Below are 23,856 nucleotides of genomic sequence, written 5' to 3'. Positions count from 1 at the left end.
ACCGACATGACCAGGCAGGCGCCCCAGAGCGTGCTGGAGCGCATTCTCGAACACGTCCGCGCAACGCCGGAGGCGATCGCGCTACGCCGCTGCGACGGCGGTGATCCGCTGAGTTACCGCGAGTTGGCCACCAGGTGGGAACAGTTGGCCGCAGCCATGCATGAGGCAGGGGTGTCGCAGGGCTCTCGGGTGCTGATCATCTCCGACAGCGGACCACAGACGTACCTGTCGGTGCTGGCCTGCGCACGACTGGGTGCCATCGCCGTACTGGCCGACGGCAATCTGCCGGTGGCGACGGTCGAACGGTTCGCCCAGCTCACCGAACCTGCCGCCATGGTGTGCACCGACGGCGCACGGTTGTCCCTCGCCGGCCCGACGGAGGCGCTGTCGTCGATACCGACGCTGTCGGCCCTCGGCAGCACCGGCCCGTCCGTGGCACCCGCCCTCCCGCGACCCGCCGGCAGCGCCGATGATCCGCTGGCGATGATCTTCACCAGCGGCACCACCGGGGAGCCCAAGGCGGTGTTGTTGGCCAACCGGACCTTTTACGCCGTCGCCGACATCCTGCGCGACACCGGGTTGACGTGGATCGAGTGGGTGGACGGCGAAGTGGCCTACTCGCCGTTGCCCGCAACCCATATCGGCGGACTGTGGTGGATCCTGAACTGCCTGATGCACGGCGGGCGATGCATCACCGGCGGGGACGCCGGGGCCTCTTTACTGGAACTTCTCACCGTCAACCAGGTCGCGACGGTGTGCCTTGTCCCCACGCTGCTCGCCCGACTGGTCGGTGAGCTGAAGGCGACCGGCGCGCCGGTTCCGGCGACCCTGCGCTTTCTGGGCTACGGCGGCTCCCGGGCCATCGCCTCCGATGTGCGTTATGTCGAGGATGCCGGGGTGCGAACGGCACAGGTCTACGGCCTGAGCGAAACCGGCTGCACAGCACTGTGTCTGCCGACCGGCCCCGGCTCGACGGCAGCCATCGAGGCGGGTGCTGTCGGCCGGCCGTATCCGGGAGTGCAGGTCCATCTCGACGGTGACGGCAGCGGCCCGCACGGCAGGCCGGCGTCGTCGGGAACGCTGTGGATCAAGTCACCGGCCAACATGCTGGAGTACTGGAACAATCCGGAGCGCACCGCGCAGACCCTGCAGGACGGCTGGGTGAACACCGGCGATCTGCTCGACGCGGGCAGCGACGGACTCTTCTATATCCGCGGGCGGGCCTCGGAGATGATCATCTGCGGCGGTGTGAACGTCGCACCCGACGAGGTCGACCGGGTGGCGTCGTCGGTTCCCGGAGTCCGGGACGCGGCATGCTACGAGATAGCCGACCCTGAGTTCGGAGCGCTGGTAGGTCTGGCTGTAGTCGCAACCGATGAGCTCGACGACCGGGGCGTTCGCGCCCTCAAGCAGGCCATCGCCGCCCGCTACCGCAGCGAAGTGGAATCCGCCGCGCGCCCATCGACGATCGTCTTGGTCACCAGCATCCCCAGAACCCAGTCCGGCAAGGTCATGCGCACGTCGCTGGCCGCGACGATCGATGCGCGCGAACGTGAGTGATTCTGTCCGGCAGAGGATTTTCGCCGCGATCTGCGATGTGCTCTACGTCGACGAAACCGACTTCACCGACGGTGACGCCACCGACCTGCGCGATCTGGGTTTGGACTCGGTGCGCTTCGTGCTGCTGATGAAGCGACTCGGCGTGGACCGCGAGTCCGACCTGCCCGCGCGTCTGGCGGAGGATCTGACGATCGCCGGTTGGGCTGCTGAACTGAGGGATTGCGGTGGGAACGCCTGACGCAGACCCCGAACGGCGCATTCCGCTGTCGGTGTCCCAGCAGAACATCTACCGGGGCGTGCTGCAGGACGACGATTGCGCGCTGTATCTGATCGGTCGCACCTACCGCCTGGTCCCGGTACCGCTTCGGAGTCTGGTCGCGGCGGTGGAAGCCGCCCTGTGCCGCAACCCGGTGCAGCTGTGCGTGCTGGAACAGGGCGTGGCGCCCTACCCGGACCTGGTGCCGAGCCTGCGGGTGGACGACGTGATCCGCCTCGCCTCCGACACTCCCGATCCCCTGATCCGGGAATGGGATTCGGGAATTCTGGCCCGCCCGTTGGTGCGCTACACCGTGCACACCGATTCGGGCGGCAACGCCGTGGCCTTGGACGTGCACGCCCACCACATTCTGCTCGACGGCGGCGCGACCGGGCTGATCGAAGCGGATCTGGGCCGTTGCCTGTCGGATCCGTTGATCGAGGCAGCCGACGTGACCGCCGGGTTGGACCGGCTGATCGAGGCGCACAGCCGTGAACGGGAGAAGGTGCACGCAGCACATCAGCGACTGGCCGAGGCGGTGCAGCGGGAGCTGGCCGCTGAGCCTCTCCTCGGCGGTCAGTCCCAGAGTTCCGCCGCGTCGGGCAGCGCACGCCGTGGGTATCTGTGTGAGTCGGTGCAGATCAGCGGTACCGACTACGACGCGCTGATGGAACTGGCCGAGCACCAACAGGTTCCGCTGCCGGTTCTGCTGACCACGGCAACGGTGGCGGTGGACGCGGCTCGCCGGGACAGCACCGAGGCACTGGTGGTACACGCCGTGGACAACCGGTTCGGCGAACCCGCCCTCGACGTGGCCACGTGCCTGGTGAACTCGGTGGCGCAATCGGTGCGATTTCCCGCGTTCGCCTCGGTAGGGGAGCTCGTTGAGACGGTGGACCGCGGGTACGTGAAGACGGTGCGTCGCAGGTGGTTTCGGGAAGAGCTCTACCGTCGCATCTATCTGACGACCCATCGCGCCCCGGCGACTGAGGCGATAGCGCTGAACTTTCTCCGGGAGCCCTGTGCTCGCGAACTGCGTCCGTTTCTCGACGGCAACCCGGTGACCTCCGATATCGGCCCGATCGAATGTCGTACGGTGGCTGCGGTCCACGACGAGCAGCGGCGAACACTCGACCTGGCCATCTGGGACAGTCAGGAGCCGGAACCCGCCAGCGCCGCTTCGCCACTGGCCGCACCGATCGCTGAGGCACTGCGGAAATTCGCCGCGCAATGGAACCTGCCCGTGGCCATCAGCGTCGACAGTTGGGCCCAGATCGGTCCCGACGGTGCCTGCGAGCCGAGCCGGGATGTACCCGCCGTTGCCGGCCCGCCGGCGCCGGCCTGGTTTCTGGACCCGGCCGCGCAGACCGGCGACTGGCGCCGGCGCCGTGGCAGTGTCGACGGCTGGATCGGCTGGCTGGTCCGCACGGGCATCCAGCCAGGCGCTGTGCTGGTGTTCACCGACGACCGGACCGACAAGACCGTCGATCTTCTGGTCGCCTGCCATTTGGCGGGGTGTGGCTACAGCGTCTGCGACTCCGCCGAGGAACTGGCCGAGCGCGCACGCGTGATCGCCACCGAAACCGGGTCGCACTGCCCCGTCGTCGATGTGACCGGCACCGAACTTCCCAGCGATCCGGTCGCGGTCACCGACCGGCTGCGCGCGGTCGCACGCGACCCCCGACTGGCAGAGCGCGTCGCCTATGTCATGCCCACCTCCGGATCCACCGGAGCTCCCAAGCTGGTTCCGATATCCCATGGTGCGCTCGCGCTCTTCTGCCGCGGCCACCACGACGCCTGTGGCTGGACCTCGGCCGACACCGTCTTGCAGTGCGCGCCGTTGACATCCGACATCAGTGTTGAAGAGATCTTCGGCGCCGCCCGCTGCGGCGCGGCCCTGATCCGTTCGACGGCCGTACGCAGCGGCAACCTGGCACAGCTGGCTGACGATGTGCACCGCCACCGGCCCACGGTCCTCGATCTGCCCACCGCGCTGTGGCATCTGTGCTGCGAGCAGCCGGAACTGCTGGCAGGACTGGCCGCATCTGCGCTGCGCCAGGTGGTGATCGGCGGCGAGGCGGTTCGCGCCCGGTCGGTGCAGAAATGGCAGGCAGCGGTGGGCGCCTCACCGATCTCGCTGATCTCCAGCTACGGGCCCACCGAGACCACCGTGGTCGCGACCTACCTGCCGCTGAACGGCTCCGCCGGCGGACCCGGACCGCACTGCGTGGGCCGACCCACCGCGCCTCACACGGTGTTCCTGGCATTCGGCGAGATCGTGGTCGTCGGGGACACGGTCTCCACCGGGTACCTGGGCCGAACCGGGACCGGATTCGGCACGGTGACCGGCAGTGACGCCACGACGCGACGAGCGTTCGCCACCGCCGACCGGGTGCGGCTGGACAGTCACGGCTTCCCGGTCTTCGTGGGCCGCAAGGATGCCGTGGTCAAGCTCGCCGGAAGGCGCGTCGACACCGCGGAGATCGCTCGGCTGATAGCCGAGGACCCCGCGATCTGCGATGTCGCCGTCGAGGCCGACGGTTCGCGTCTCGGGGTCTGGTTCACCACCCCGCTGACCCGAGACGGCGCCCCCGACGCGGCAGCCCAGCAACGGGCTCGCCGGGTACTGCTGGCCGCGCGGGTCCCCGGTTTCGCGATCTCGGCGGTCGCGGAGATCCCCCGCAAACCCGGCGGCAAGGTCGATTCCGCCCGCCTGCCCAAGACGCTCCGCGACGACTGTCGCGGTGAGGCAGCGGATCAGGCGAGTGGCTTGGCACGGTTGTGGAGTCAGCAGTTGGATCGCGATCTGGCGCCGGACTCTTCGCTGCTGTCCGAAGGAGTCGGTTCGCTGGATCTGATCCGCATCCTGCCCGCCACTCGCCGCTATCTGGGCCGACACCTGTCGCTGCTCGACGTGATCAGCGCCGACAGTGCCGGCCGGCTGATCGAGATGACCGAGGGCGCGGGTATGGACGAGACCACCGCCGCCGAGATCGACGACGATCTCGCCACCCTGGCCCCACCGCTGCCCCACCCCGCATCCTGCCCGGCCTCGGCGCGCACCGGCACCGTGGTGGTGCTCGGTGCCTCCGGAATCCTGGGCACCGGCTTTGCCCGAGCGGTGACCGAACTGCGCGCGGGCGGATTCGACTCGCCGCTGGTTCTGGCCACCACCTCGGCCACCCTGCCCGATCCCGGTCCATGGCGCGCGCTGTCGCGGGTCGCTGATGTCCGCATCGAACACACGACCCCCCAACGCATCCCCGAACTGATCCGCACCGCCGGCGCTGCAACCGTGGTCAACGCCATCGGCAACACCAACGTGGTGGTGCCTTACCGGGAACTTCGGCCGGCCAACGTGGCGGCGGTGTCGACCATCGCGGCGGCGTGCGCAGAACGCGGCGCCCGGCTGGTGCATCTGTCGACGTCCGTGGTGAGCCCTCAGCCGGCGACACCGCTGGTCGTCGATCCCCGCGTGGCACCGTATCCCTACGCGGCATCCAAAGCGCTCGCCGAACTGATCGTCGCGCGCCATTCCGGCCACTTGGCCTTCTCCCTGGTGCGGCTGCCACGGGTGTTGGGAGAGCCGCACCAACTGCGGACATCGGCCGACATCCTGGTCGCCCTTGCCGACGCCTGCACGGCGTTGGACGCCTACCCCGCCGTTCAGTTGGTCGAGGAGGTGACCAGTAACCGGTCAGCAGCGGCGGCGATCCTGGGCATGCTGTCTGCGCCGCCGGGCCGCTGCGTCACCGTGCTGCGCGGGACTCCCGTCGAGTACGCGCCATTTCTGGCTCAGTTCGGCTCGCGCAAATGCGATGTCGACCAGTGGAAGCAGGACTTGGACGCCAGCTCCTGGGCCAGAAGCAGTCCGCGCCGGTGGGCGGTCATCGACGCCTGGATCACCTTGGGGGCGCGTCTGGGCGAGCAGTCCTACGCGCAGTACCTTGCCGGCCACGCCAGTCTCGACCTGCATGTAGAGGCGGTGACCGAGGTGTCTGCCCCGGCGTCGCCACTGACCGAGCTGGTGACCTGTGGCATGGAACCGAACGGCCCGTTGTGACGACCACTTGTCAGAGGGCTTGACGAAGGAGACGCTTTGACCGACATGCGACGGATCCAACTCGACGTGACGGGCATGACCTGCCGGATGTGCTCGGCCCATATCGAGCTGAAACTGAACACGATCCCCGGCGTGCTGGCCTCGGCGGACTTCCCGACCGCGACGGCCACCATCGACGCCGACGCCACGGTGAGCGTGGCGCAGCTGTGCGCGGCCATCGAAGAGGCCGGTTATCAGGCTGAGCTGCGGTCGGAGCGACCGCGCACGGCGGAAGATCCCCCGCTCTCCGGGGGGCCGGTCAAGCGCATCGCCGGGCTCGCCCGATTCCTGTCTCGAGGCCGCCGCACCCAAGCCGCCCACCCGGCCTGAGCTTGGATGCAGGACCCGCATCGTGGCGGGTCAACCGGTGAGACGCGGCATCGCCCGGCCACCCGCCGTCATCAGGCCAGCCGGGTGATCTCCACAATGACGTCCAAGTCCGTTGCCTCGCCACCGATGTAGGTGCCTTTCAGCGGGGTCACATCCGAATAGTCGCGGCCCAGACCCACTGACACGTGCCGTTCGGTGATCGGCATGTCATTGGTCGGGTCATAACCCGACCAGACTCCGGTCCACGCCTCGATCCAGGCGTGGCTCTCCCCCTCCACCGTTTCCCCGATTGCACCGTCTGCCTTGGGGTGCAGGTATCCCGAGACGTAACGCGACGGGATACCCACGCTGCGTAACAAGACCAACGTCAGGTGTGCGTAGTCCTGGCAGACGCCCTTCTTCTCAGACCATGCATCGATCGCCGAGCTGTGCACTCCGGTGGTCCCGGGCACGTAGTCCATCTCCGAGTAGACCCAGGAGCACACCGCTCGCACCGCCTCGCGCGGCTGTAGCCCCTTGGTCAACCGCCGGGCGGTGGCCGCCAACGTTCGGTTGCGCGGCACATATGCGGTGTAGGTGAGCAATTCATGATATTGGTCGATCACATACTCGCCGGCCAGATCGCTCCAGTCCACCGGCTCGGCGTCCTCGGGATAGACGTCGGGCTCGGTCTCCACCACCGAGGTGCCGGACACCTCCAGCTCCTCATGTGGCGCGTGCAGGTCGAACGCCGTCACCGCCGTTCCCCAATAGTCGACGTATCGGTACGCCCGAGTCGCGGGAACCGTCTGCACCCGGCTGGAGATCACGTTCTGCCGGTTGCCGCTGCGGGGCGTGATTCGCGCCTCGTTGTACGACGAGGTCACGGGTGCGTTATAGGCAAACCCCGTCGAGTGCACCACCCGCAGTCGCCAGCTCACCGGTCAACCTCCGCAACCAACTGGCCGTCGTAGTCGCGGCCTCCGCTTGCTCCGGCCCCGGTCCATGAAACGTACGGGGTCACATGGAAATACTGCTGGGTCACCGCCTCGGTGACGTCCTTGCAGGTCTCCTGCAAACCGGTCAGGCGGTCGTGCAGGTCTTCTAGAAGCAGCCCCGGCGGCATGAATTCCAGCGCGCTGCGCGCGCGGCCGATCAGGCGCTGCGCTTCAGCTCGGGCGCCTACCCGGCTGTCGTTGCGGCTGTCGAGGGCCATCAGGCACTGCTCGGCCAGCGTGATGGCATGAAAGACCGACCGTGGAAACAACCGATCCAACAACATGAATTCCACCACCCTGTTCGCATCGAGAGCACCGCGATAGGTCCGCAGATAGGTGTCGTGGGCACCGGCCGACCGCAACACCGTGACCCAAGCCGGCGATCCGGACCGATCGCCGGCACGAGACAGCAACATCCGCACCGTCATGTCGACTCGCTCGACGGAACGCCCCAGCAGAAGGAAGCGGTAGCCGTCGTCGCGACTCATCGTGGCGTCGGTCAGGCCGGCGAACATCGCCGACCGATTCTTCACATACGACAGATACTCATAAGGCCCCAGCCGCCGAGCGGCCCGCTCGGCATCGGCCAAGCCGTTGAAGGTGGTATTGAGACATTCCCACATCTCGCTGGACGTGACTTCTCGTGCGCCACGCGCATTCTCACGGGCCCGCGCGATACTGTCGGCGATCGACCCCGAGCCCGCACCCGCGTACGCCACTCGATCGGTCAGAGTCCAGACACTTTGGACCTGACCGTCTTCAGGACAGTCGAGCCCCAGCACCTGCAGCACCAGCCGACAGGTGCGGTCCGGGTCCACCGTGGCGTCTTCGAGCAATTGGTGCACGGCGACATCCAGGATGCGCGCGGTGTCGTCGGCGCGCTCGACGTAGCGGCCGATCCAGAACAACGACTCGGCGTTGCGCGCCAGCATCATCGGCTCTCACCCCCATCGGACGCCTGCTGCTGCTGTTGCTGTTGTTGCTGCAGGTCGGTTCCGGGCAGCGCAGGTCCCTGATCGGATGTGTTTTCGGTCGCCAGATCCTGGTGGCGGACCAGCTGATCGCCGGACAACTCGTGTCCGTTGTCCGCCCTGCGGGGCGCCAGCACCCAGGTGTCTTTGGAACCTCCGCCCTGGCTTGAGTTCACCACCATGGAACCCTCTGTCAGCGCCACCCGGGTCAGACCTCCGGGCAGTACCCACACGTCGTCACCGTCGTTGACGGCGAACGGACGCAGATCAACATGCCTGGGGGCCAGTCGATCTCCCACCTTGGTGGGTACGGTGGACAGCTGCACCACCGGCTGCGCGATCCAGTCGCGCGGACTTGCCTTGATCCTCTTCGCCAGAGCGTTGAGTTCCCGGCGAGATGCCTGCGGGCCGAACACGATGCCGTACCCGCCGGAACCCTCGACCGGCTTGATCACCAACTCGTGGATCCGATCCAGGACTTCCTCGCACTCGTCGTCCAGCCAGCAGCGCAGCGTGTCGACGTTGGAAAGAATCGGCTTCTCGCCCAGGTAATACCGGATGATCTGTGGAACGTAGGTGTAGATGAGCTTGTCGTCGCCCACCCCGTTGCCCACCGCGCTGCTGATCACCACGTTTCCTGCGCGGGCAGCGTTGACCAGTCCCGGCACACCGAGCACCGAATCGGGCCGGAACTGCAGCGGATCCAGATACTCGTCGTCAATTCGCCGGTAGATGACGTCGACGCGCTGCTCCCCCTCCGTGGTGCTCATGTACACGATGTTGTCGCGGCAGAACAGGTCTCGTCCCTCGACCAGCTCGACGCCCATTTGACGGGCCAGCAGCGAATGCTCGAAATAGGCCGAGTTCGACGCCCCGGGCGTCATCACCGCCACCGTCGGGTCGGCCTCGTTGGACGCCGCGGCGGCCCGCAACGCCCGCAACAGGTGAGTGGCGTAGTCACCGACCTGCCGCACCCGGTGCGTGGCGAACAGATCAGGAAAGACCCGGGCCATGGTGCGACGGTTCTCCATCACATAGGACACACCGGACGGAGACCGCAGATTGTCCTCGAGCACCCGGAATTCGCCCTGATGGTCGCGCACCAAGTCGATTCCCGCGACATGGATTCGCACGCCGTTCGGCGGCTTGATGCCGGCAGCCTGGCGGTGAAAGTGGGCGCACGAGGTGACCAGGCGCTTGGGGACCACCCCGTCACGCAGGATCTCCTGATCGTCATAGATGTCGTCCAGGAACCGCTCCAGAGCGCGTACCCGTTGCGCTATCCCGCGCTCCAGTTTGGTCCACTCGGTCGCCGAAATCACCCGTGGCACAAGGTCAAGCGGAAAGGGCCGTTCTTTTCCGGACAGCGAAAAGGTGACACCCTGCTCGATGAATGCGCGGCCCAGCGCATCGACGCGGGCCTGCAGTTCCTCGTTGTCGGCGGGAGCCAGCGCGTTGAAGATGCCCCGATAGGCGGTCCGGGGATTGCCGTTGTTGTCGAACATCTCGTCGAAGCTGTCACGATAGCTGCCGTCGGTCCGCTGATAGCCCGAGAAGATCGACTTGCCATTGCGGGCCCGGGCACTTCGCGTTGATGTCGACACAGCCTTCACACCTACCGATCTGTCACAGATCCGCTACCGGGGCAGCCCGGAGCTCTGAACGCGGCATCGTTGGCGTGTTGGGTGATCCTATCGACACGGCCTTCGTCGGGCCGGTCAGGGCTTCACATGCGTGGTGCTACGGCGGCGATTCGTTCGCGCCGATGGGAAGCCGTCAGCCCTGGTAGACCCGCGGGTCCAGCATCCCGATGTAGGGCAGGTCGCGGTAGCGCTCGGCGTAGTCCAGGCCGTAGCCGACCACGAAGTCGTTGGGGATGTCGAAACCCACGTAGGCGATGTCGACGCCGGCACCCAGCGCGTCGGGTTTGCGCAGCAGGGTGCAGACCCGCAGCGACCGGGGCCGTCGAGCCGCCAGGTTGCGCAGCAGCCACGACAAGGTCAGTCCGGAGTCCACCACGTCCTCGACGATCAACACGTCGCGGCCGCTGATGTCGCGGTCGAGGTCCTTGAGGATGCGCACCACTCCCGACGACGAGGTCGACGAGCCGTACGAGCTGACCGCCATGAACTCGAACTGGGTGGGCAGCGGGATCGCCCGGGCCAGGTCGGTGACGAACAGCACCGCACCCTTCAGCACGGTGATCAGCAGCAGGTCGCCGCTCTCGCGGCCCTCGGCGTAGTCGGCGGCGATCTGGGCGCCCAGTTCGGCGGTGCGGGCCCGGATCTGCTCCTCGGTCAGCATCACCGATTTGATGTCACCGGGGTACAACTCGGGTCCCTGCCCAGGCGAGATCGCAGCCACCCGAACAGCGTGCCATGGCGGGAGTTCGACAACCAACTGCGGCGGCCAATTCGCGCCGCGGGCTCAGACCGGTTCGTAGCGCAGTCGCAGCAGGCCGTCACCGCGTACCGCGAACAGCCGCTGGCCGGGAAGGTCCGACCCGACCGCCACCCCGCCCTGCCCCCGCCATGCGGTGATCAGCCGGTCCACCGCGCGGATCTGCAGGTCGGTGAGGCCGCGCCCGCCCCCGGCGAGCAGCCAGCGCCGGATGACCGCGCGGCGCACCGGTCCCGCCAGCACCTGCAACTCCGCGACAGCCAGGCCGTCGCCGGATCCGGCGCCGGTCAGGGCCTGCTCGGCCAGGCCGTCGATCAGGTCGGTGTTCTCCCGCAGGGCTCTGGCGGTGCGGGCCAGGGCCTCGGCCACCCCGCCGCCCAGCACGTCCTCCAGCAGCGGCAGGACCTCGGCGCGCAGCCGCACCCGGGTGAAGCGGGGGTCGCTGTTGTGCGGGTCGAGCCACGGTGTGAGCCCCAGTTCGGTGCAGGCCTGGGCGGTCAGGGAGCGCCGCACTCCCAGCAGCGGCCGGCACCAGGGCGGGTCATGCGGCCGCATGCCGGCCATCGACCGTGCGCCCGAACCGCGGCCAAGACCGAGCAGCACCGTCTCGGCCTGATCGTCGAGGGTGTGTCCCAGCAAGACGGGGTCGCGGCCGGCGGATTGGGCCAGCGCGGCGTAGCGCGCGGTGCGTGCCGCGGCCTCGGGCCCGCCCTGATTTCCCACCGACACCGCAATGACCTGCGCCTCGACGCAGCCCAATTCCAGGGCCTGTTGACGCGCGGTGGCGGCTACCTGCGCCGAGCCGGGCTGCAGACCATGGTCGACGATCAGCGCGGTGGTGGGCCGCAGCCGGGCGGCCACGGCGGTCAGCGCCAGCGAGTCCGGCCCACCGGACAGGGCCACCGACCAGCGGTCGCCCGACGTCAGATACTGCTCGGCGAACGCCCCCAGCGCGCCGCGCAGGCGGGCTACAGCACCCGGTCGATCCACGCTTGCGGCTCTTCGATCTCGGCGGGCAGGGGAAGCGTCTGTGGACCCGTCCACACCGCGTTGAACCGCGCCATGCCGACCCGGCCGACCACGGCGTCGACGAAGGCCTTGCCCCGGGTGTACTGGCTGAGCTTGGCGTCCAGGCCCAGCAACGCGCGCAGCAGTCGTTGCAGCGGCGGTTGGCTGCGTTGCCGGCGTTCCTCGAAACGACTGCGGATCGTCGTCACCGTCGGTACTGCCGGCCCGACCGCGTCCATCACATGGTCGGCATGGCCTTCGAGCAGTGTGCCCAGCATCAGCAGCTGGTCCAGCGCGGTGCGCTGCGGTTCGGACTGCACCGCCCGCACCAGGCCCAGGATTCCCGACGGGCCCGTCTCCCCGGATTCGCCGTGGTTGCCCCGCAGGTAGCCGACCAGCCGGCCCACCACCTGGGCAAGATCCGGGCTGCTCTGGCCGGTCAGCACCGCCAGCGCATCGGACATGTAGCCGGTCAGCCATGGGTTGACGGTGAACTGCACGCGGTGCGTGACCTCGTGCAGGCACACCCACAGCCGGAAGTCCGCCGGCGTCACCCGAAGCTGGCGCTCGACGGCGACCACGTTGGGATACACCAGCAGCAGCTCGCCACCGCCGGGGCAGAACGGGTCGTACTGGCCGAGGATGCTCGAGGACACGAACGCCAGGACCGCGCCGGTCTGCGCCCCGGTCAGCCGGCTGGTGAGGAAGCCGGCGGGATGGTCGGTGCCGCCCATCATCACCTTCATCGATTCCGCCGCGGCGGCGATCCACTGCCGCCGGTCGACGACCCGGGCCTCGGGGATGGCGGCGCCCGCCGCCACCGCACCCAGGCCGGTGACCTCGCGGACCAGGGGTTCTGCCGCGCGGGCGCTGGCGTAGAGCTCCTCGACGACCTGGCGGCGCGTGTAGTCGGTCATCGGCGGCGCCGGGCGTGCCAGCCGGCCCCCGACCATCGCGGCGAACTCCCAGTCCACCGCGCTGCCGACTTCGGATCCGCTCATCGGCATCCGCAGGTTCGCAGCACCGCTGCCAGCGCGTCGATCGCCGTCCGCCCGGTGGGGCCGGCGTCGTTGGAGATGAAGGCGAACGTCAGCACGCGCTGGTCGCGGTCGGTGACGATGCCGGCCAGCGCGTTGGTGCGGCTCAGCGACCCGGTCTTGGCGCGCAGCCAGCCGGCCGCACCACGCCCGGTCTGCGGATTGAGGAACCGCTCGGACAGGGTGCCGCTGCCACCGGCGACCGGCAGCATGTCCAGCAGCGGCCGCAACTCCGGCAGATCCGGCCCGGCCGCCGCCTGAATCACCGCGTCGAGGATCCGGGCCGACAACCGGTCATCGACCGACAGTCCGCTGGAATCGGACAGCCTCGCCCCGCTGACCGCGATGTGGGCTGTGGCCAGCCGGTTGGTCACCGCGTCGACGGCACCGGCGAAGGATCGGGGGCGGCCCATCGCCGCGGCCACCTCACGCCCGATGCATTCGGCCATCACATTGTCCGAGGCGTTCATCATCTCGCCCAGGCGGACCACCAGCGGCGCCGATCGGACCGCGCCCAGCTCCCGGCCGGTCACCGGCGCCGAGGCGATGCTCACCCGGTCCGGGTCGACGCCCAGGGCGGCGGCCAGCACCCGGCCGGCGTCCAGCGCCGGTGTCAGCGACCGACGGGACTCGACGGTGGTCGGCTGGACGCGACCGCCGTCGACCATCACCGCCTCGATGGGGGCGATGTCGCCGCCTTCGATGTCCGCGGGATCCCAGCCGGCCGCCATGGTGGGGCCGGTGAACGCCGACACGTCGACCTGAACCTCGGTGACCTCGACCCCGCTGTTGCGGACCTGTTCGGCCAGATCGTCCATACGGGCGGCTTCGCGATACCAGGTGTCGGCACCGGCCTGGGCGGTCGACAGCGTCGGATCGCCGCCGCCGACCAGCACAACAACCCCGGGCGCAGCGCCGGTCGTCACCCGGGTGGTGACCCGGGCGTCGCGGTCCAGCGCCAGCAGGGCGGCGGCCGCGGTCAGCACCTTGTTGGTCGATGCCGGCAGCACCGGAAGGTCTTCCTGCTTCGTCCACAGCGCTTTGCCGGTCAACGCATCGGTGATCCGGCCGGTGAGCCGGCCCAGGTTGGGGTCGGCCAGCGGCCCGGCCAGGGCTGCGGCCAGGCCGCTGCCGGCCGGCACCGGGGCGTCCTCGGAGACCGGAACCACCCCGGGATCAGCGGTCGCCGTCGGCGTCGGCGAGACCACCCGCGCACCGGCACCGGACTCGTTCGGAAGCACGACCGCCGCCACGACCACCACCGCGGCGGCCAGCGCCAGGACCGCGGCCGCGATACCCAGATGCGTGGTGGAGTGTCGCCACCGAGTGGGTTGCATGTCTCTCCTGCCTTCTCAGGCGCAATTGTGCCCGACGGGCGGTCTCCGGGCGGCAATGCGACCCGCTCTACACTGACCCGGTGCAATTCGACGTGACCATCGAAATCCCCAAGGGCCAGCGCAACAAGTACGAGGTCGACCACGCCACCGGGCGGGTCCGTCTCGACCGCTACCTGTACACGCCGATGGGCTACCCCACCGACTACGGGTTCATCGAGGACACCCTCGGCGAGGACGGCGACCCGCTGGACGCGATGCTGCTGCTGCCGCAGTCGGTGTTCCCCGGTGTGCTGGTCGAGGCACGGCCGGTCGGCATGTTCCGGATGACCGATGAGGCCGGCGGCGACGACAAGGTGCTCTGCGTGCCGGCCGGCGACCACCGCTGGGACCACATCAACGACATCGGCGACGTGCCGTCGCACGAACTGGACGCCATCAAGCACTTCTTCGTGCACTACAAGGACCTGGAGCCCGGCAAGTTCGTCAAGGCCGCCGACTGGGTGGGCCGGGCCGAAGCCGAGGCCGAGATCACCCGGTCGATCGAGCGGTTCAAGTCCTCCGGTCACTGAGCGGCACGGCTCCGGCCGCTCGATCCCTGCCGGCGCAGACGCCGGCGGCTTAGACAGCTGTGGCGGATCCGCGGGTCCGGTAGAGGCTGGCCGCCGTCGTCAGCGCCAGCACGCCCACCACGACGCCCAGGCTGACCGGGGTGGGAATCTCCGGGACATTGAAGGGCCGCCCGGAGTGGATGAACCACACATCGTTGGTGCGCAGCGCGTGCAACACCATCCGCACCCCGATGAATCCCAGGATGACCGCCAGCCCCTGGGACAGGTACACCAGCCGGCCCAGCATGTGACCGAGGATGAAGAACAGCTGCCGCAATCCCATCAGGGCGAACACGTTGGCGGTGAACACCAGGTAGGGCTGGCGAGTCAGCCCGTAGATGGCCGGGATGGAATCCATCGCGAACACCAGATCGGTGGTGCCCAAGGCCAGCGCGACCAGAAACATCGGGGTGATGGCCCACGCCCCGGCTTTGTCCCGGACGAAGAACCGCACCCCCGAACCCCATCCGTCGGTGGCGTTGAGGTGGGTGCGGGCAAAGCGCACCACGGCGTTGTTGCCCCCCTCGCGCTCGCCGTCGCCGGTCGGATCGTCGTGGCGCAGCAGTTTGATGGCGGTGTAGGCCATGAAAGCGCCGAAGACGTAGAACGTCCAGGACAGCCGCTGCACCGCGACCCCGCCCAGAGCGATGAACACCGCGCGCAGCGACAGCGCCATGACGATGCCGACGAAAAGCGCTTCCTGCCGGAACTTCCTGGGGACGTTGAAGCTGTTCATGATGATGACGAACACGAACAGGTTGTCCACCGACAGGCTGTACTCGGTCAGCCAGCCCGCGTAGAACTGCATGCCGTACTTCGGGCCGTGGTAGTACCAGACCCACACACCGAAAGCCACTGCGAGGCTGAGGTAAAACGTCAGCCATCCGGCGACCTCCCGGATCGAGGGCTCGCGCACCCGCCGGCCGATGATGAGCAGGTCGAACCCGAGCACCGCCCCCAGACCCGCGAATGTCAGCAGCCATTCCAGCAGCGACGGGTCCAACGGCGCGCCTCCGATCATCAGTGGTGGGTTCAGTGGGCCGCCCGACCGTACCCCGCCCCCCGCTTAGTATTTTCGCCGTGGTGACCGATGTCGGGGGTACCGGATCCGCCGGGTTTCCCCGTGGCATGACCACCGGACCCGTCGGCCGGGCCAGTATGGCCCGGGTCGGCACCGCGACCCTACTGAGCGCCCTGTGCGGGTACGCGGTGCTGTATCTGGCCGCGCGGGACCTGGACCCCGCCGGATTCTCGGTGTTCGGCGTGTTCTGGGGCGCGTTCGGACTGGTCAACGGGGCTGCCAACGGTTTGCTGCAGGAGACCACCCGGGAAATCCGGTTCGCCCGGGAGATCCAGGCCGACCGCGCGACCACGCCGCACACCCATCCGTTGCGGGTGGCCGGGCTCAGCGGGCTGGTGGCCGCGGCGCTGGTGGCCGCGAGTTCGCCGCTGTGGAGCGGGCACGTGTTCGTCGAGGCGCGCTGGCTGTCGGTGGGCCTGCTCAGTTTCGGCCTGGCCAACTTCGCGGTGCACGCGACGTTGCTCGGCACCCTGGCCGGGGCCGACCGGTGGACGCCGTACGGCGCGCTGATGGTCACCGATGCGGGCATCCGGGTGGCCGTGGCCACCGTGACCTTCCTGATCGGCTGGGGTCTGGTCGGGTTCCTGTGGGCGACTGTTGCCGGTGCGCTGGCCTGGCTGCTGCTGCTGGCAGCCTCACCCACGGCGCGCTCGGCGGCTCGGCTGCTGACCCCGGTGAGCACCGCGGGATTCCTGCGTGGCGCTGCACATTCGATCACCGCGGCCGGGGCGAGCGCGATCCTGGTGATGGGATTTCCAGTGCTGCTGCAGGCCACCTACGGCGAATTGGGCGCCGCGGGCGGTGTGGTGATCCTGGCGGTCACGGTGACCCGAGCACCGCTGTTGGTGCCGTTGACCGCCATGCAGGGCAACCTGATCGCACACTTCGTGGATCAGCGCGGCCGCCGGCTGCGGGCGCTGCGAACACCGGCGGCGGCGGTGGCGGCGCTGGGCGCGACCGGAGCGGTGGCGGCGGGTCTGCTCGGTCCGTGGCTGCTGCGTACGGTCTTCGGCCCGGAATACCACGCCGGGGGGTGGCTGCTGGCAGAACTGACCGTGGCCGCCACGGCGATAGCGCTGCTGACGCTGACCGGTGCGGCAACGGTCGCCGCTGCCCTGCACCGCGCGTACGCGCTGGGCTGGGTGGGGGCGACGGTGGCCTCGGCCCTGCTCCTGTTGCTCCCGCTGGATCTGCCCACCCGGGCGGTGGTGGCCCTGCTGTGCGGGCCCGTGGTGGGAATCGCGGTACACCTGGCCGCGTTGCGCACCGATTCCTGACCCCGGTAGGCGTGTATTTTCTCGGATATAGACCACCGCTACCCCGATGTCTGGATCATCGTTCCGGCCTTCAACGAGGCGACCGTCGTCGGCGACGTGATCGCCGGGATTCGTGCGGTGTTCGACTTCGTGGTCTGTGTGGACGACGGCAGCACCGACAACACCGCCGAGGCCGCCAGGCGTGCGGGCGCCTACGTGGTGCGCCATCCGATCAACCTCGGCCAGGGCGCCGCCATCCAGACCGGCGTCGAGTTCGCGCGCGCCCAGCCCGGCGCCCGGCTTTTCGCCACGTTCGACGCGGACGGCCAGCACCGGGTGGCCGACCTGGTGCGCCTGGTCGACCGTCTCGACACCGCCGGCCTGGACATCGTGATCGGCACCCGGTTTGCCGCTCCGGCTGCGGCCACGACGGTGCCGCCGCTCAAACGGCTGGTGCTGCGCGCTGCGGTGGTCCTCAGTCCGCGAATCCGCCGGCTGGGATTGTCCGACGCCCACAACGGGCTGCGGGTGTTCGACCGCCGGGTGGCCGACCGACTTGACCTCACCATGACTGGAATGAGCCATGCCGGGGAGTTCATCGCCCTGATCGCCGAAAACCGCTGGCGAGTGGGGGAAGAACCGGTCGAGGTGCTCTACACCGACTATTCGAAGTCGAAGGGACAACCGCTGCTCAACGGAGTCAACATCTTGTTCGACGGCATGCTGCGCAGAAGGATGTCGCGATGAGGGGGATATTCACCGATGAACTGGATCAAGGTGCTGCTGATCGCAGCGGTCTTGGGGCTGTTGATCTACCTGCTGTTGTCGCGCAGGTCGGCGCAGTCGCGGGCGTGGGTGAAAGTGGGCTACCTGATGTTCGTGGTGGCCGGCATCTATGCGGTGCTGCGCCCGGATGACACCACTGTGGTGGCCAATTGGCTGGGGGTGCGCCGCGGCACCGATCTGATGCTCTATGTGCTGGTCATCGCGTTCGCGTTCACCACGTTGAGCACCTACATGCGGTTCCGCGACATGGAACTGCGCTATGCCCGGCTGGCGCGGTTGATCGCGCTCAGCGCGGCCCAGCCGCCCGAGTCCAGCCCAGCTGGTCTTACCGGCGAGACGAAGCTGCCGCCGCACAAAACACAGTAATTCGGCAACAGTTGTCTTCGCGGTCACGACGGGTTTGCCGCCCGTCCGATTTGTACCCGCACCGTGGCAGGTATGCGGGCCAAAGCAGTCCTGGCAGAACCCCTGGCGGAAGTGACGGCGTTGCTGCTGACCAAGCCGACCCGACACCTCTACGCCGCGTTGTGGCGGGCGGGCCTGCTCGAGGTGGTTATGGCCGCCCGGGCCAGCCCACGGGCCGAGGAGACATCGCTACGGCCGGCCGGTTGAGGTGCGGCGCTCAGCGCACCAGTTCCAGCCGGCGGGGCTGCTCCTCAGCGGGGGCCTGCGTTACCGGCTCGGGCGGAGTCTGCTCGGCCGACAGCCGGCTCGCCACAGCCACCGCGGCAGTGGCGGCCGCGGCCGTTCCGACACCCTGCGCCCAACCGATCGGACCGACCGGTGTGCAGCCCAACAGCTGACTGACCCCGGGAGTGGAGACCATCCCCGCGAACAGCACGAAGGAGCCCGCCGCGGTCGCCAGCACCATGGGCGCCCGCGAGTCGACCACCGTCTGACCGAGTTCGGTGGTCACCAGCGAGATCAGCGCCACCGTTGCGGCCCGTTGCGGACTGCCCGGCAACCCGGAGAAGTTCGCCATCGCCCACGCGGCGGTACCCGCCGCGGCGGTGACTCCGCCGCGGAACGCCACCGCCCGCCACAGACTGCGTTCGTCGAGCCCGCGCACCGCCCCGCCGATCGGACCGGCCGGGGTGCTCACCGCCACGGCGGTGGCCGGCAGGGCGTCGGTGAGCGTGTTCATCAGCAGCAGCTGCCGGGTGTTCAGCGGCGAGTTCCCGGTGACCGCGGTGCCGATGACCGAGAACAGCACTTCCCCGACGTTGCCGCCGAGCAGGCCGGAGATGGCCAGCTGCACGCCGCGCCACAGCCGCCGGCCCTCGTCGATGGCGTCGACCAGCGCACCGATCTTGCCGTCGGTCAGGACGACGTCGGCGGTGGCGTGCGCCGAGTCGCTGCCGTGCGCGACGACACCGAGGCCCACCGTGGCCGCCCGGATCGCGGCGGCGTCGTTGGCGCCGTCGCCGACCATCGCCGAAACCCGGCCGGCGCGCTCCAGCGTCTGAACGATCTGCACCTTGTTCTCCGGCGACATCCGGGCGAAGATCACCCGCTCGCAGACCACGCGTTCTTGTTCCTTGCGGTTCAGCGCGTTCCATTCCGAGCCGGTGATGACCTGCTCGGGGGCCACGGTCACGCCCATCTCGGCGGCGATCGCGGTGGCGGTGATCGGGTGGTCGCCGGTGATCATCCGGATGTCGACGCCGCGGGCGGCCAGATCGGCGAGCAGCTTCGGGGCGTCCGCGCGCGGCGTGTCGGCCAGGCCGAGGAACCCGATCAGCGTCAGCCCCGAGGAACTGAGTTCGGTGATGCGGTCGGTTCCCTCGCGGTCATCCCCGACCGAACGCGCCTGGGCGGCAGTCAGTTTGGCCTGGGCGACCGCGATCACCCGCAGTCCCTGGGCGGCCATGGCGGCCACCTGCTTCTCCTCCTGAGCTCCGGCGTTCTTGCAGGCTCCCAGCACCACCTCCGGTGCGCCCTTGACCAGCAGCTCCGACCCGACGACCGACGCCGAGAAGGCCCGGCCGGAACGGAACGGCAGGTGGGCGTCGGGCTCGGTCCAGGGCCGGGCACCGGGCGCGGCCGCCGCGCCCTCGACGATCGCCTGGTCGGTGGCGTGCGCGTGCGCCGCCCCATCGGGCGCCGGCGCCGCCTGCGCGGCCGTGCCGAGGACGTCGTCGTCGGTGTAGCCGGTCAGCGGGCGCACCGTGGTGACCCGCAAGCGGTTCTCGCTGAGCGTTCCGGTCTTGTCGAAGCACACCACGTCCACCCGGCCAAGCGCCTCGACCGAACGCGGGATCCGCACCAGCGCACCGGATCTGCTCAACCGCTGCGACGACGCGTGCTGGGCCAGGGTGGCCATCAGCGGCATGCCCTCCGGGACGGCGGCGATCGCGACGGCGATGGCGTTGCCGAGCGCCTGCCGCAGGCCGCCCTGGCGCAGCAGCCCCAGCGCGCCGACGGCCACTCCGCCGGCGGCGCTGTAGGGGAAGGTCCGGTGGACCAGCTGGGACAGGTGGTGCTGCAGCCCGACTTCGGGCAGGTCTCCGGAGGCCAATTCGGAGGCCCGGCGGTTCTGGGTGTCGGCCCCCACCGCGGTCACCATCGCCATGGCCTTGCCGGCGATCACCGTGGTGCCGGCATAGAGCATGCAGCTGCGCTCGGCCAGTTCGGCCCCAGGAGTCGGGTCCAGCTGCTTGCCGACCGACAGCGATTCACCGGTCAACGACGACTCGTCGACCTCCACGTCGGACACCTCGATGACCCGGGCGTCGGCGGGAACCACCTCGTTGCTGCGAACCTCGATCAGGTCCCCGGGCAGCAGCTGCTCGGCGGCGATCTCGTGATAGGTCGGATTCCCGGCGGCATCCATCAGCACGACCCGGGCCGGCGGGGCTTGCCGCGCCAGCAGGTCGTTCAGCCGGCTTTCGGCCCGCAGCCGCTGGTAGGCGGCCAGCATGGCGTTGCCGGTGAGCACCGTTCCCACCATCACGGCGTCGATCGGCGAGCCCAGCATGGCCGTCGCCACCGAGCACAACGCCAGGATCGGGGTCATCGGGTCGGACAGTTCGGCGCGCACCGCGTGGACGTAGGGCCAGAACATGCCGGGCGATTCCACCTCAGCCGGGACGCGTTCGGTCAGCGACGCGTGCGATTCGCTGCCCTGCGGCGTGCCCAGCATCTCGCGCACCTGCTCGACCGACATGGCGTGCCACTCGTAGGCCGGGGCCGGCTTCGGCGTCTGCGCGCGCAGCACCCGGCGGGCCAGCAGGTACCCCGACAGCATCCCGGCTCCGGCGCCGATGGTGACCGGGCCCGGGCCGCGGCTCTGGCCTGCCCCCACCCCGGGGATGGTCGCCCGAACCCCACGGACGAGCAGCAGCCCGGCAATGGTCGAGGCCCCGATCGAGATCGCGACACCGCGCTCGGTGGCGTCCCGGGCCGCCGGAAGCGCATGAAGCACCTGCCAGGCACCGTCCAGATCGGCCAGCAGCAGGTCGGCATAAAAAGGCGGGGGCAGGGCGTCATTCTCGTGCTCCGGCATGACCCCCAGCGCCAGATCCGCCGACGCCAGTGCCTGCGCCGCCTCGGTCGACAGCACCGCCACGGTGCGGCCGGCCTGCTGCAGCTCGGTCACGGCTTCTGCCAGCGCGGCGTCCAGGTCGGCGGTGCCGCCGCCGTGCACCGGGCGGATGTCGTCGAAGCCGGGACGCAGTTCGCCGAGGATTTCGGTGTCCACAGTGACCAGCTCCACGCCGGCGGCACGTCCCTGCAGGACCACCGCGGAGGCCAGCGCATGGTGGGCGGGCAGGATCAGCGCTTCCACCGGTTGTTTGCGGGCGGTCCCCCGGGTTGTCATCCGGGGCACCCGGTGCCAGCCGGGGCCCAGCCCCGCCTTACCGAGCAGGCTCTGCGCGTTCTCCCAGGCCTGCGGCAGTTCGTGTTCGCTCGCCCCGCGGATCTGCACCACGCGGCGTTGCTCGCCGGTCAGCGCCCGCGGATCGATGACCAAGGTGTCGATCTTGTCGAGGCGGCGCAGGCTGTCCGGCCGCAGCGGCAGCACCCCGTGCTCGTCGGCCAGTCCCTGCCCCAACGTCGCAGCGAACGATTCGCAGCTGGTGCGCACCGCCTTGGGCGAGGTGGCCAGAATCGCGCTCGACGTCATGTCCAGGTTGCGGGTCAAAGCGGCCACCACGGCAGCCGTGGCCGCCTGCGCCAGCGCGGTGCGCCTCAGGTGGCGCTCTGCCGCACCGTCGGGCGGCGGGACCGGGCGAGCCGTGGCATATGCCTCGGGGACATCGCAGTAGCGCGCCAGTTGCGGTTCGTAGCGACTCCAGGCCAGCGCCGCGGCCCGGGTTTCGGAGGCTTTGAGGCCCTCCACCAACAGGTCGACCGCCAGGATCGCCGGGGACATGGTGATGACGTGCGATCCCAGCGAAACCAGTGAGAGCACCGTGTCGGCTCGCCCGGGACCGATCCAGCTTTCCAGCGTTTCCCGGGCCAGCGGCTGGTACCGGGCCACCGACGCGGCTGCATCGAAGATCTTGGGCGCGGCGGGCCAACGCAGCAGCGTGCCCGCGGTGGCGATCGCCAGGCCCACCGCGTTGACGCCGAAGGCGGCGCCCTTGGCGGCCAGCAGCAGACCGTCACCCGGCAGTGCCGCGGTTTCGGTGGCAGACAGTTCCAGGTCTTGTTCGGCGGCCGCCACGGCGGCACACAGCTCGGCCAGCGATGCCTCATCGCCGATCTCGACGATCACCCGCGACAGCGGACGGTTCAGCCGTACCGAGTTGACCTCCGGCCGGGCCTGCAGCGCTTCGAGCACCGCGGATCCGACATCGCCGCCGATCTCCGGGTCGTCGAGCCCACGGACCTCGATCCAGGCACGGCCCGCGCCACGCCAACTGCGCCGGCTGGTGGTCAGATCGCTGCTTTCGCCGGCCAGCCGCTTGGCGCCTTCACGCAGGGGGATTGCCGCGAGGTCCAGGCTGGCAGATGCCACCGCGCCGACCGCGCCGATGCCGAAACGCCCGATTGCGAAAACGTCCATCGACTTCCTCCAGCGTTACTGCGGCGCTGGAGGTCTCTTCCGCCGGGCAGACCGGCCCACAGCCCCGGTCACCCGATGACGGGTGACGTGATGACGACACTGCGATTTGGGGAATACTCCCCTCCGACGGGCCAGTATGCCACAACGGCGGACCAAATCGCCGCAGCGAAAGTCAGGGCGCAGACCGGAAATAGGCCACCGTGCGCGCCACTCCGTCGGCCAGCGCCACCTGCGGCTGCCAGCCGAGCACTCGCCGCGCCCGCTCGATGTCCAGGCAGGAACGTCGCAGGTCACCCAGCCGGGCCGGGTGGAACTCCGGGTCATCCGGTGCGCCCACCGCGGCGGCCACCGCTGAATGCAGTTGGCGGTCCGAGGTTTCCACGCCGGTGCCGATGTTGAAGCGCTGCCGGTCGCCGGCCTCGCCGGAGGCCCGCACGAAGGCGTCCACCACGTCGTCGACGAACACATAGTCGCGGGTGTTGGAGCCGTCCCCGAACACCTTGGTCGGCGTTCCGCTCAGCAGGGCCTGAGCGAAGATCGCCACCACACCCGCCTCGCCGTGCGGGTCCTGGCGAGGCCCGTAGACGTTGGCCGGGGCGATGTGGGAACACTGCAGCCCGTAGAGGTGGCCGAAGGTGTTGAGGTAGATCTCCCCGGCCACCTTGCCGGCGGCGTAGGGCGAAGCCGGGTCGGTCGGGACGTCTTCGCTGGTCGGGTAGGTCGGCGGGGTGCCGTAGATCGACCCGCCGGAGGAGGTGTGCACGATCTTGCGCACCCCGGCGGACCGGGCCGCCTCAGCGAGCCGGATGGTGCCGAGCACGTTGACCGTGCCGTCGAAGGCCGGGTCGGCCACCGAGTGGCGCACGTCGATCTGGGCGGCCAGGTGAAAGATCACCTCGGGGCGGTGTTGCGCCAGGACGGCATCGAGGTCCGCGCTGACGATGTCGGCCTCGACGAAGCAGAAGCCGGTGTCGTCGGCCAGGTGCTCGATGTTGGTGGCTCGACCGGTGGCGAAATTGTCCAGCCCGATCACCTGGTGCCCGTCCGCCCGAAGGCGGTCGACCAACGTCGATCCGATGAACCCGGCTGCCCCGGTTACCAGTGCTCGCACGCGCCCACCATACCGACAGGTAAGA

Annotated in this window: 19 protein-coding genes; 9 read left to right on the top strand and 10 right to left on the bottom strand. The window is 69.3% G+C overall.

Translation table 11 applies throughout. From position 1 onward, the window contains the following. Positions 1–6: 6 nt before the first annotated feature. The 4 genes from fadD10 to AWC02_RS10685 are packed head-to-tail and all read left to right on the top strand — an operon-like array spanning position 7 to position 6,248. On the top strand, positions 7–1,560 hold the full coding sequence (fadD10, locus tag AWC02_RS10700; protein ID WP_085128743.1) for a fatty acid--CoA ligase FadD10: 1,554 nt from the start codon (positions 7–9) through the stop codon (positions 1,558–1,560). After that, positions 1,553–1,798, top strand: coding sequence for an acyl carrier protein (locus AWC02_RS10695; protein WP_237160423.1), 246 nt, complete (start codon positions 1,553–1,555; stop codon positions 1,796–1,798). The genes fadD10 and AWC02_RS10695 overlap by 8 nt, the downstream gene beginning before the upstream one ends. Beyond that, positions 1,785–5,879 (top strand): AMP-binding protein, encoded by a 4,095-nt coding sequence (locus tag AWC02_RS10690; protein ID WP_237160422.1) that lies wholly within the window; start codon positions 1,785–1,787, stop codon positions 5,877–5,879. Before AWC02_RS10695 ends, AWC02_RS10690 begins: the two co-directional genes overlap by 14 nt. Positions 5,880–5,924: 45 nt before the next feature. Then, on the top strand, positions 5,925–6,248 hold the full coding sequence (locus AWC02_RS10685; RefSeq protein ID WP_085128741.1) for a heavy-metal-associated domain-containing protein: 324 nt from the start codon (positions 5,925–5,927) through the stop codon (positions 6,246–6,248). Between the two features lie 71 nt (positions 6,249–6,319). On the opposite strand, the gene AWC02_RS10680 is transcribed toward AWC02_RS10685, so the two are convergent. From AWC02_RS10680 to dacB, 7 genes are all read right to left on the bottom strand, one after another. Then, the gene (locus AWC02_RS10680; RefSeq protein ID WP_085128740.1) at positions 6,320–7,168 is read right to left on the bottom strand and encodes a transglutaminase family protein; all 849 of its coding nucleotides are present in this window, start codon (positions 7,166–7,168) and stop codon (positions 6,320–6,322) included. Then, positions 7,165–8,157 carry an alpha-E domain-containing protein gene (locus AWC02_RS10675; RefSeq protein WP_085128829.1) on the bottom strand — a complete coding sequence of 331 codons (993 nt, stop codon included), beginning with the start codon at positions 8,155–8,157 and terminating at the stop codon, positions 7,165–7,167. Before AWC02_RS10675 ends, AWC02_RS10680 begins: the two co-directional genes overlap by 4 nt. Then, positions 8,157–9,701, bottom strand: a complete 1,545-nt coding sequence (locus AWC02_RS10670) for a circularly permuted type 2 ATP-grasp protein (protein ID WP_085128828.1) — start codon at positions 9,699–9,701, stop codon at positions 8,157–8,159. Before AWC02_RS10670 ends, AWC02_RS10675 begins: the two co-directional genes overlap by 1 nt. A 271-nt stretch (positions 9,702–9,972) precedes the next feature. After that, entirely contained in the window at positions 9,973–10,500 is a 528-nt protein-coding gene (gene hpt / locus AWC02_RS10665) for a hypoxanthine phosphoribosyltransferase (protein ID WP_237160429.1), read from the bottom strand. A 123-nt stretch (positions 10,501–10,623) separates the two neighbouring features. Then, on the bottom strand, positions 10,624–11,586 hold the full coding sequence (tilS, locus tag AWC02_RS10660) for a tRNA lysidine(34) synthetase TilS (RefSeq protein ID WP_085128738.1): 963 nt from the start codon (positions 11,584–11,586) through the stop codon (positions 10,624–10,626). Beyond that, positions 11,565–12,611 carry a zinc-dependent metalloprotease gene (locus AWC02_RS10655; RefSeq protein WP_419179236.1) on the bottom strand — a complete coding sequence of 349 codons (1,047 nt, stop codon included), beginning with the start codon at positions 12,609–12,611 and terminating at the stop codon, positions 11,565–11,567. The genes tilS and AWC02_RS10655 overlap by 22 nt, the downstream gene beginning before the upstream one ends. Next, positions 12,602–13,978 (bottom strand): D-alanyl-D-alanine carboxypeptidase/D-alanyl-D-alanine endopeptidase, encoded by a 1,377-nt coding sequence (gene dacB / locus AWC02_RS10650; protein WP_085128737.1) that lies wholly within the window; start codon positions 13,976–13,978, stop codon positions 12,602–12,604. The genes AWC02_RS10655 and dacB overlap by 10 nt, the downstream gene beginning before the upstream one ends. Positions 13,979–14,058: 80 nt before the next feature. Here dacB and AWC02_RS10645 point away from each other — a divergent pair, with 80 nt between their 5' ends. Continuing rightward, positions 14,059–14,547 carry an inorganic diphosphatase gene (locus AWC02_RS10645; RefSeq protein WP_085128736.1) on the top strand — a complete coding sequence of 163 codons (489 nt, stop codon included), beginning with the start codon at positions 14,059–14,061 and terminating at the stop codon, positions 14,545–14,547. 49 nt (positions 14,548–14,596) lie between these two features. On the opposite strand, the gene AWC02_RS10640 is transcribed toward AWC02_RS10645, so the two are convergent. Next, a complete protein-coding gene (locus tag AWC02_RS10640; RefSeq protein WP_109560975.1) occupies positions 14,597–15,589 on the bottom strand; it encodes a TerC/Alx family metal homeostasis membrane protein in 993 nt (330 codons plus the stop codon). A 125-nt stretch (positions 15,590–15,714) separates the two neighbouring features. Between AWC02_RS10640 and AWC02_RS10635 the strand changes: the two genes are divergently transcribed. The 4 genes from AWC02_RS10635 (at position 15,715) to AWC02_RS21910 (ending at position 18,321) form a co-directional block, all read left to right on the top strand. Next, the gene (locus tag AWC02_RS10635) at positions 15,715–16,944 is read left to right on the top strand and encodes a polysaccharide biosynthesis protein (RefSeq protein WP_085128826.1); all 1,230 of its coding nucleotides are present in this window, start codon (positions 15,715–15,717) and stop codon (positions 16,942–16,944) included. A gap of 15 nt (positions 16,945–16,959) precedes the next feature. Continuing rightward, a complete protein-coding gene (locus tag AWC02_RS10630; RefSeq protein ID WP_085128734.1) occupies positions 16,960–17,670 on the top strand; it encodes a glycosyltransferase family 2 protein in 711 nt (236 codons plus the stop codon). Between the two features lie 15 nt (positions 17,671–17,685). Further along, positions 17,686–18,075 carry a DUF2304 domain-containing protein gene (locus AWC02_RS10625; RefSeq protein WP_085128733.1) on the top strand — a complete coding sequence of 130 codons (390 nt, stop codon included), beginning with the start codon at positions 17,686–17,688 and terminating at the stop codon, positions 18,073–18,075. A gap of 72 nt (positions 18,076–18,147) precedes the next feature. Further along, entirely contained in the window at positions 18,148–18,321 is a 174-nt protein-coding gene (locus AWC02_RS21910) for an Rv1535 domain-containing protein (RefSeq protein ID WP_165757886.1), read from the top strand. A 10-nt stretch (positions 18,322–18,331) separates the two neighbouring features. Here AWC02_RS21910 and AWC02_RS10620 read toward each other — a convergent pair whose 3' ends face one another. After that, positions 18,332–22,720 carry a cation-translocating P-type ATPase gene (locus AWC02_RS10620; RefSeq protein ID WP_109560965.1) on the bottom strand — a complete coding sequence of 1,463 codons (4,389 nt, stop codon included), beginning with the start codon at positions 22,718–22,720 and terminating at the stop codon, positions 18,332–18,334. Between the two features lie 172 nt (positions 22,721–22,892). After that, entirely contained in the window at positions 22,893–23,831 is a 939-nt protein-coding gene (locus AWC02_RS10615) for an NAD-dependent epimerase/dehydratase family protein (protein ID WP_085128732.1), read from the bottom strand. Positions 23,832–23,856 lie beyond the last annotated feature (25 nt).

Origin of the sequence: Mycolicibacter engbaekii (assembly GCF_002101585.1) — a bacterium.
GTDB classification, from domain to species: domain Bacteria; phylum Actinomycetota; class Actinomycetes; order Mycobacteriales; family Mycobacteriaceae; genus Mycobacterium; species Mycobacterium engbaekii.
Note: the sequence above shows the minus strand (reverse complement) of the source record. Positions and strands in the feature narration are given on the sequence as shown.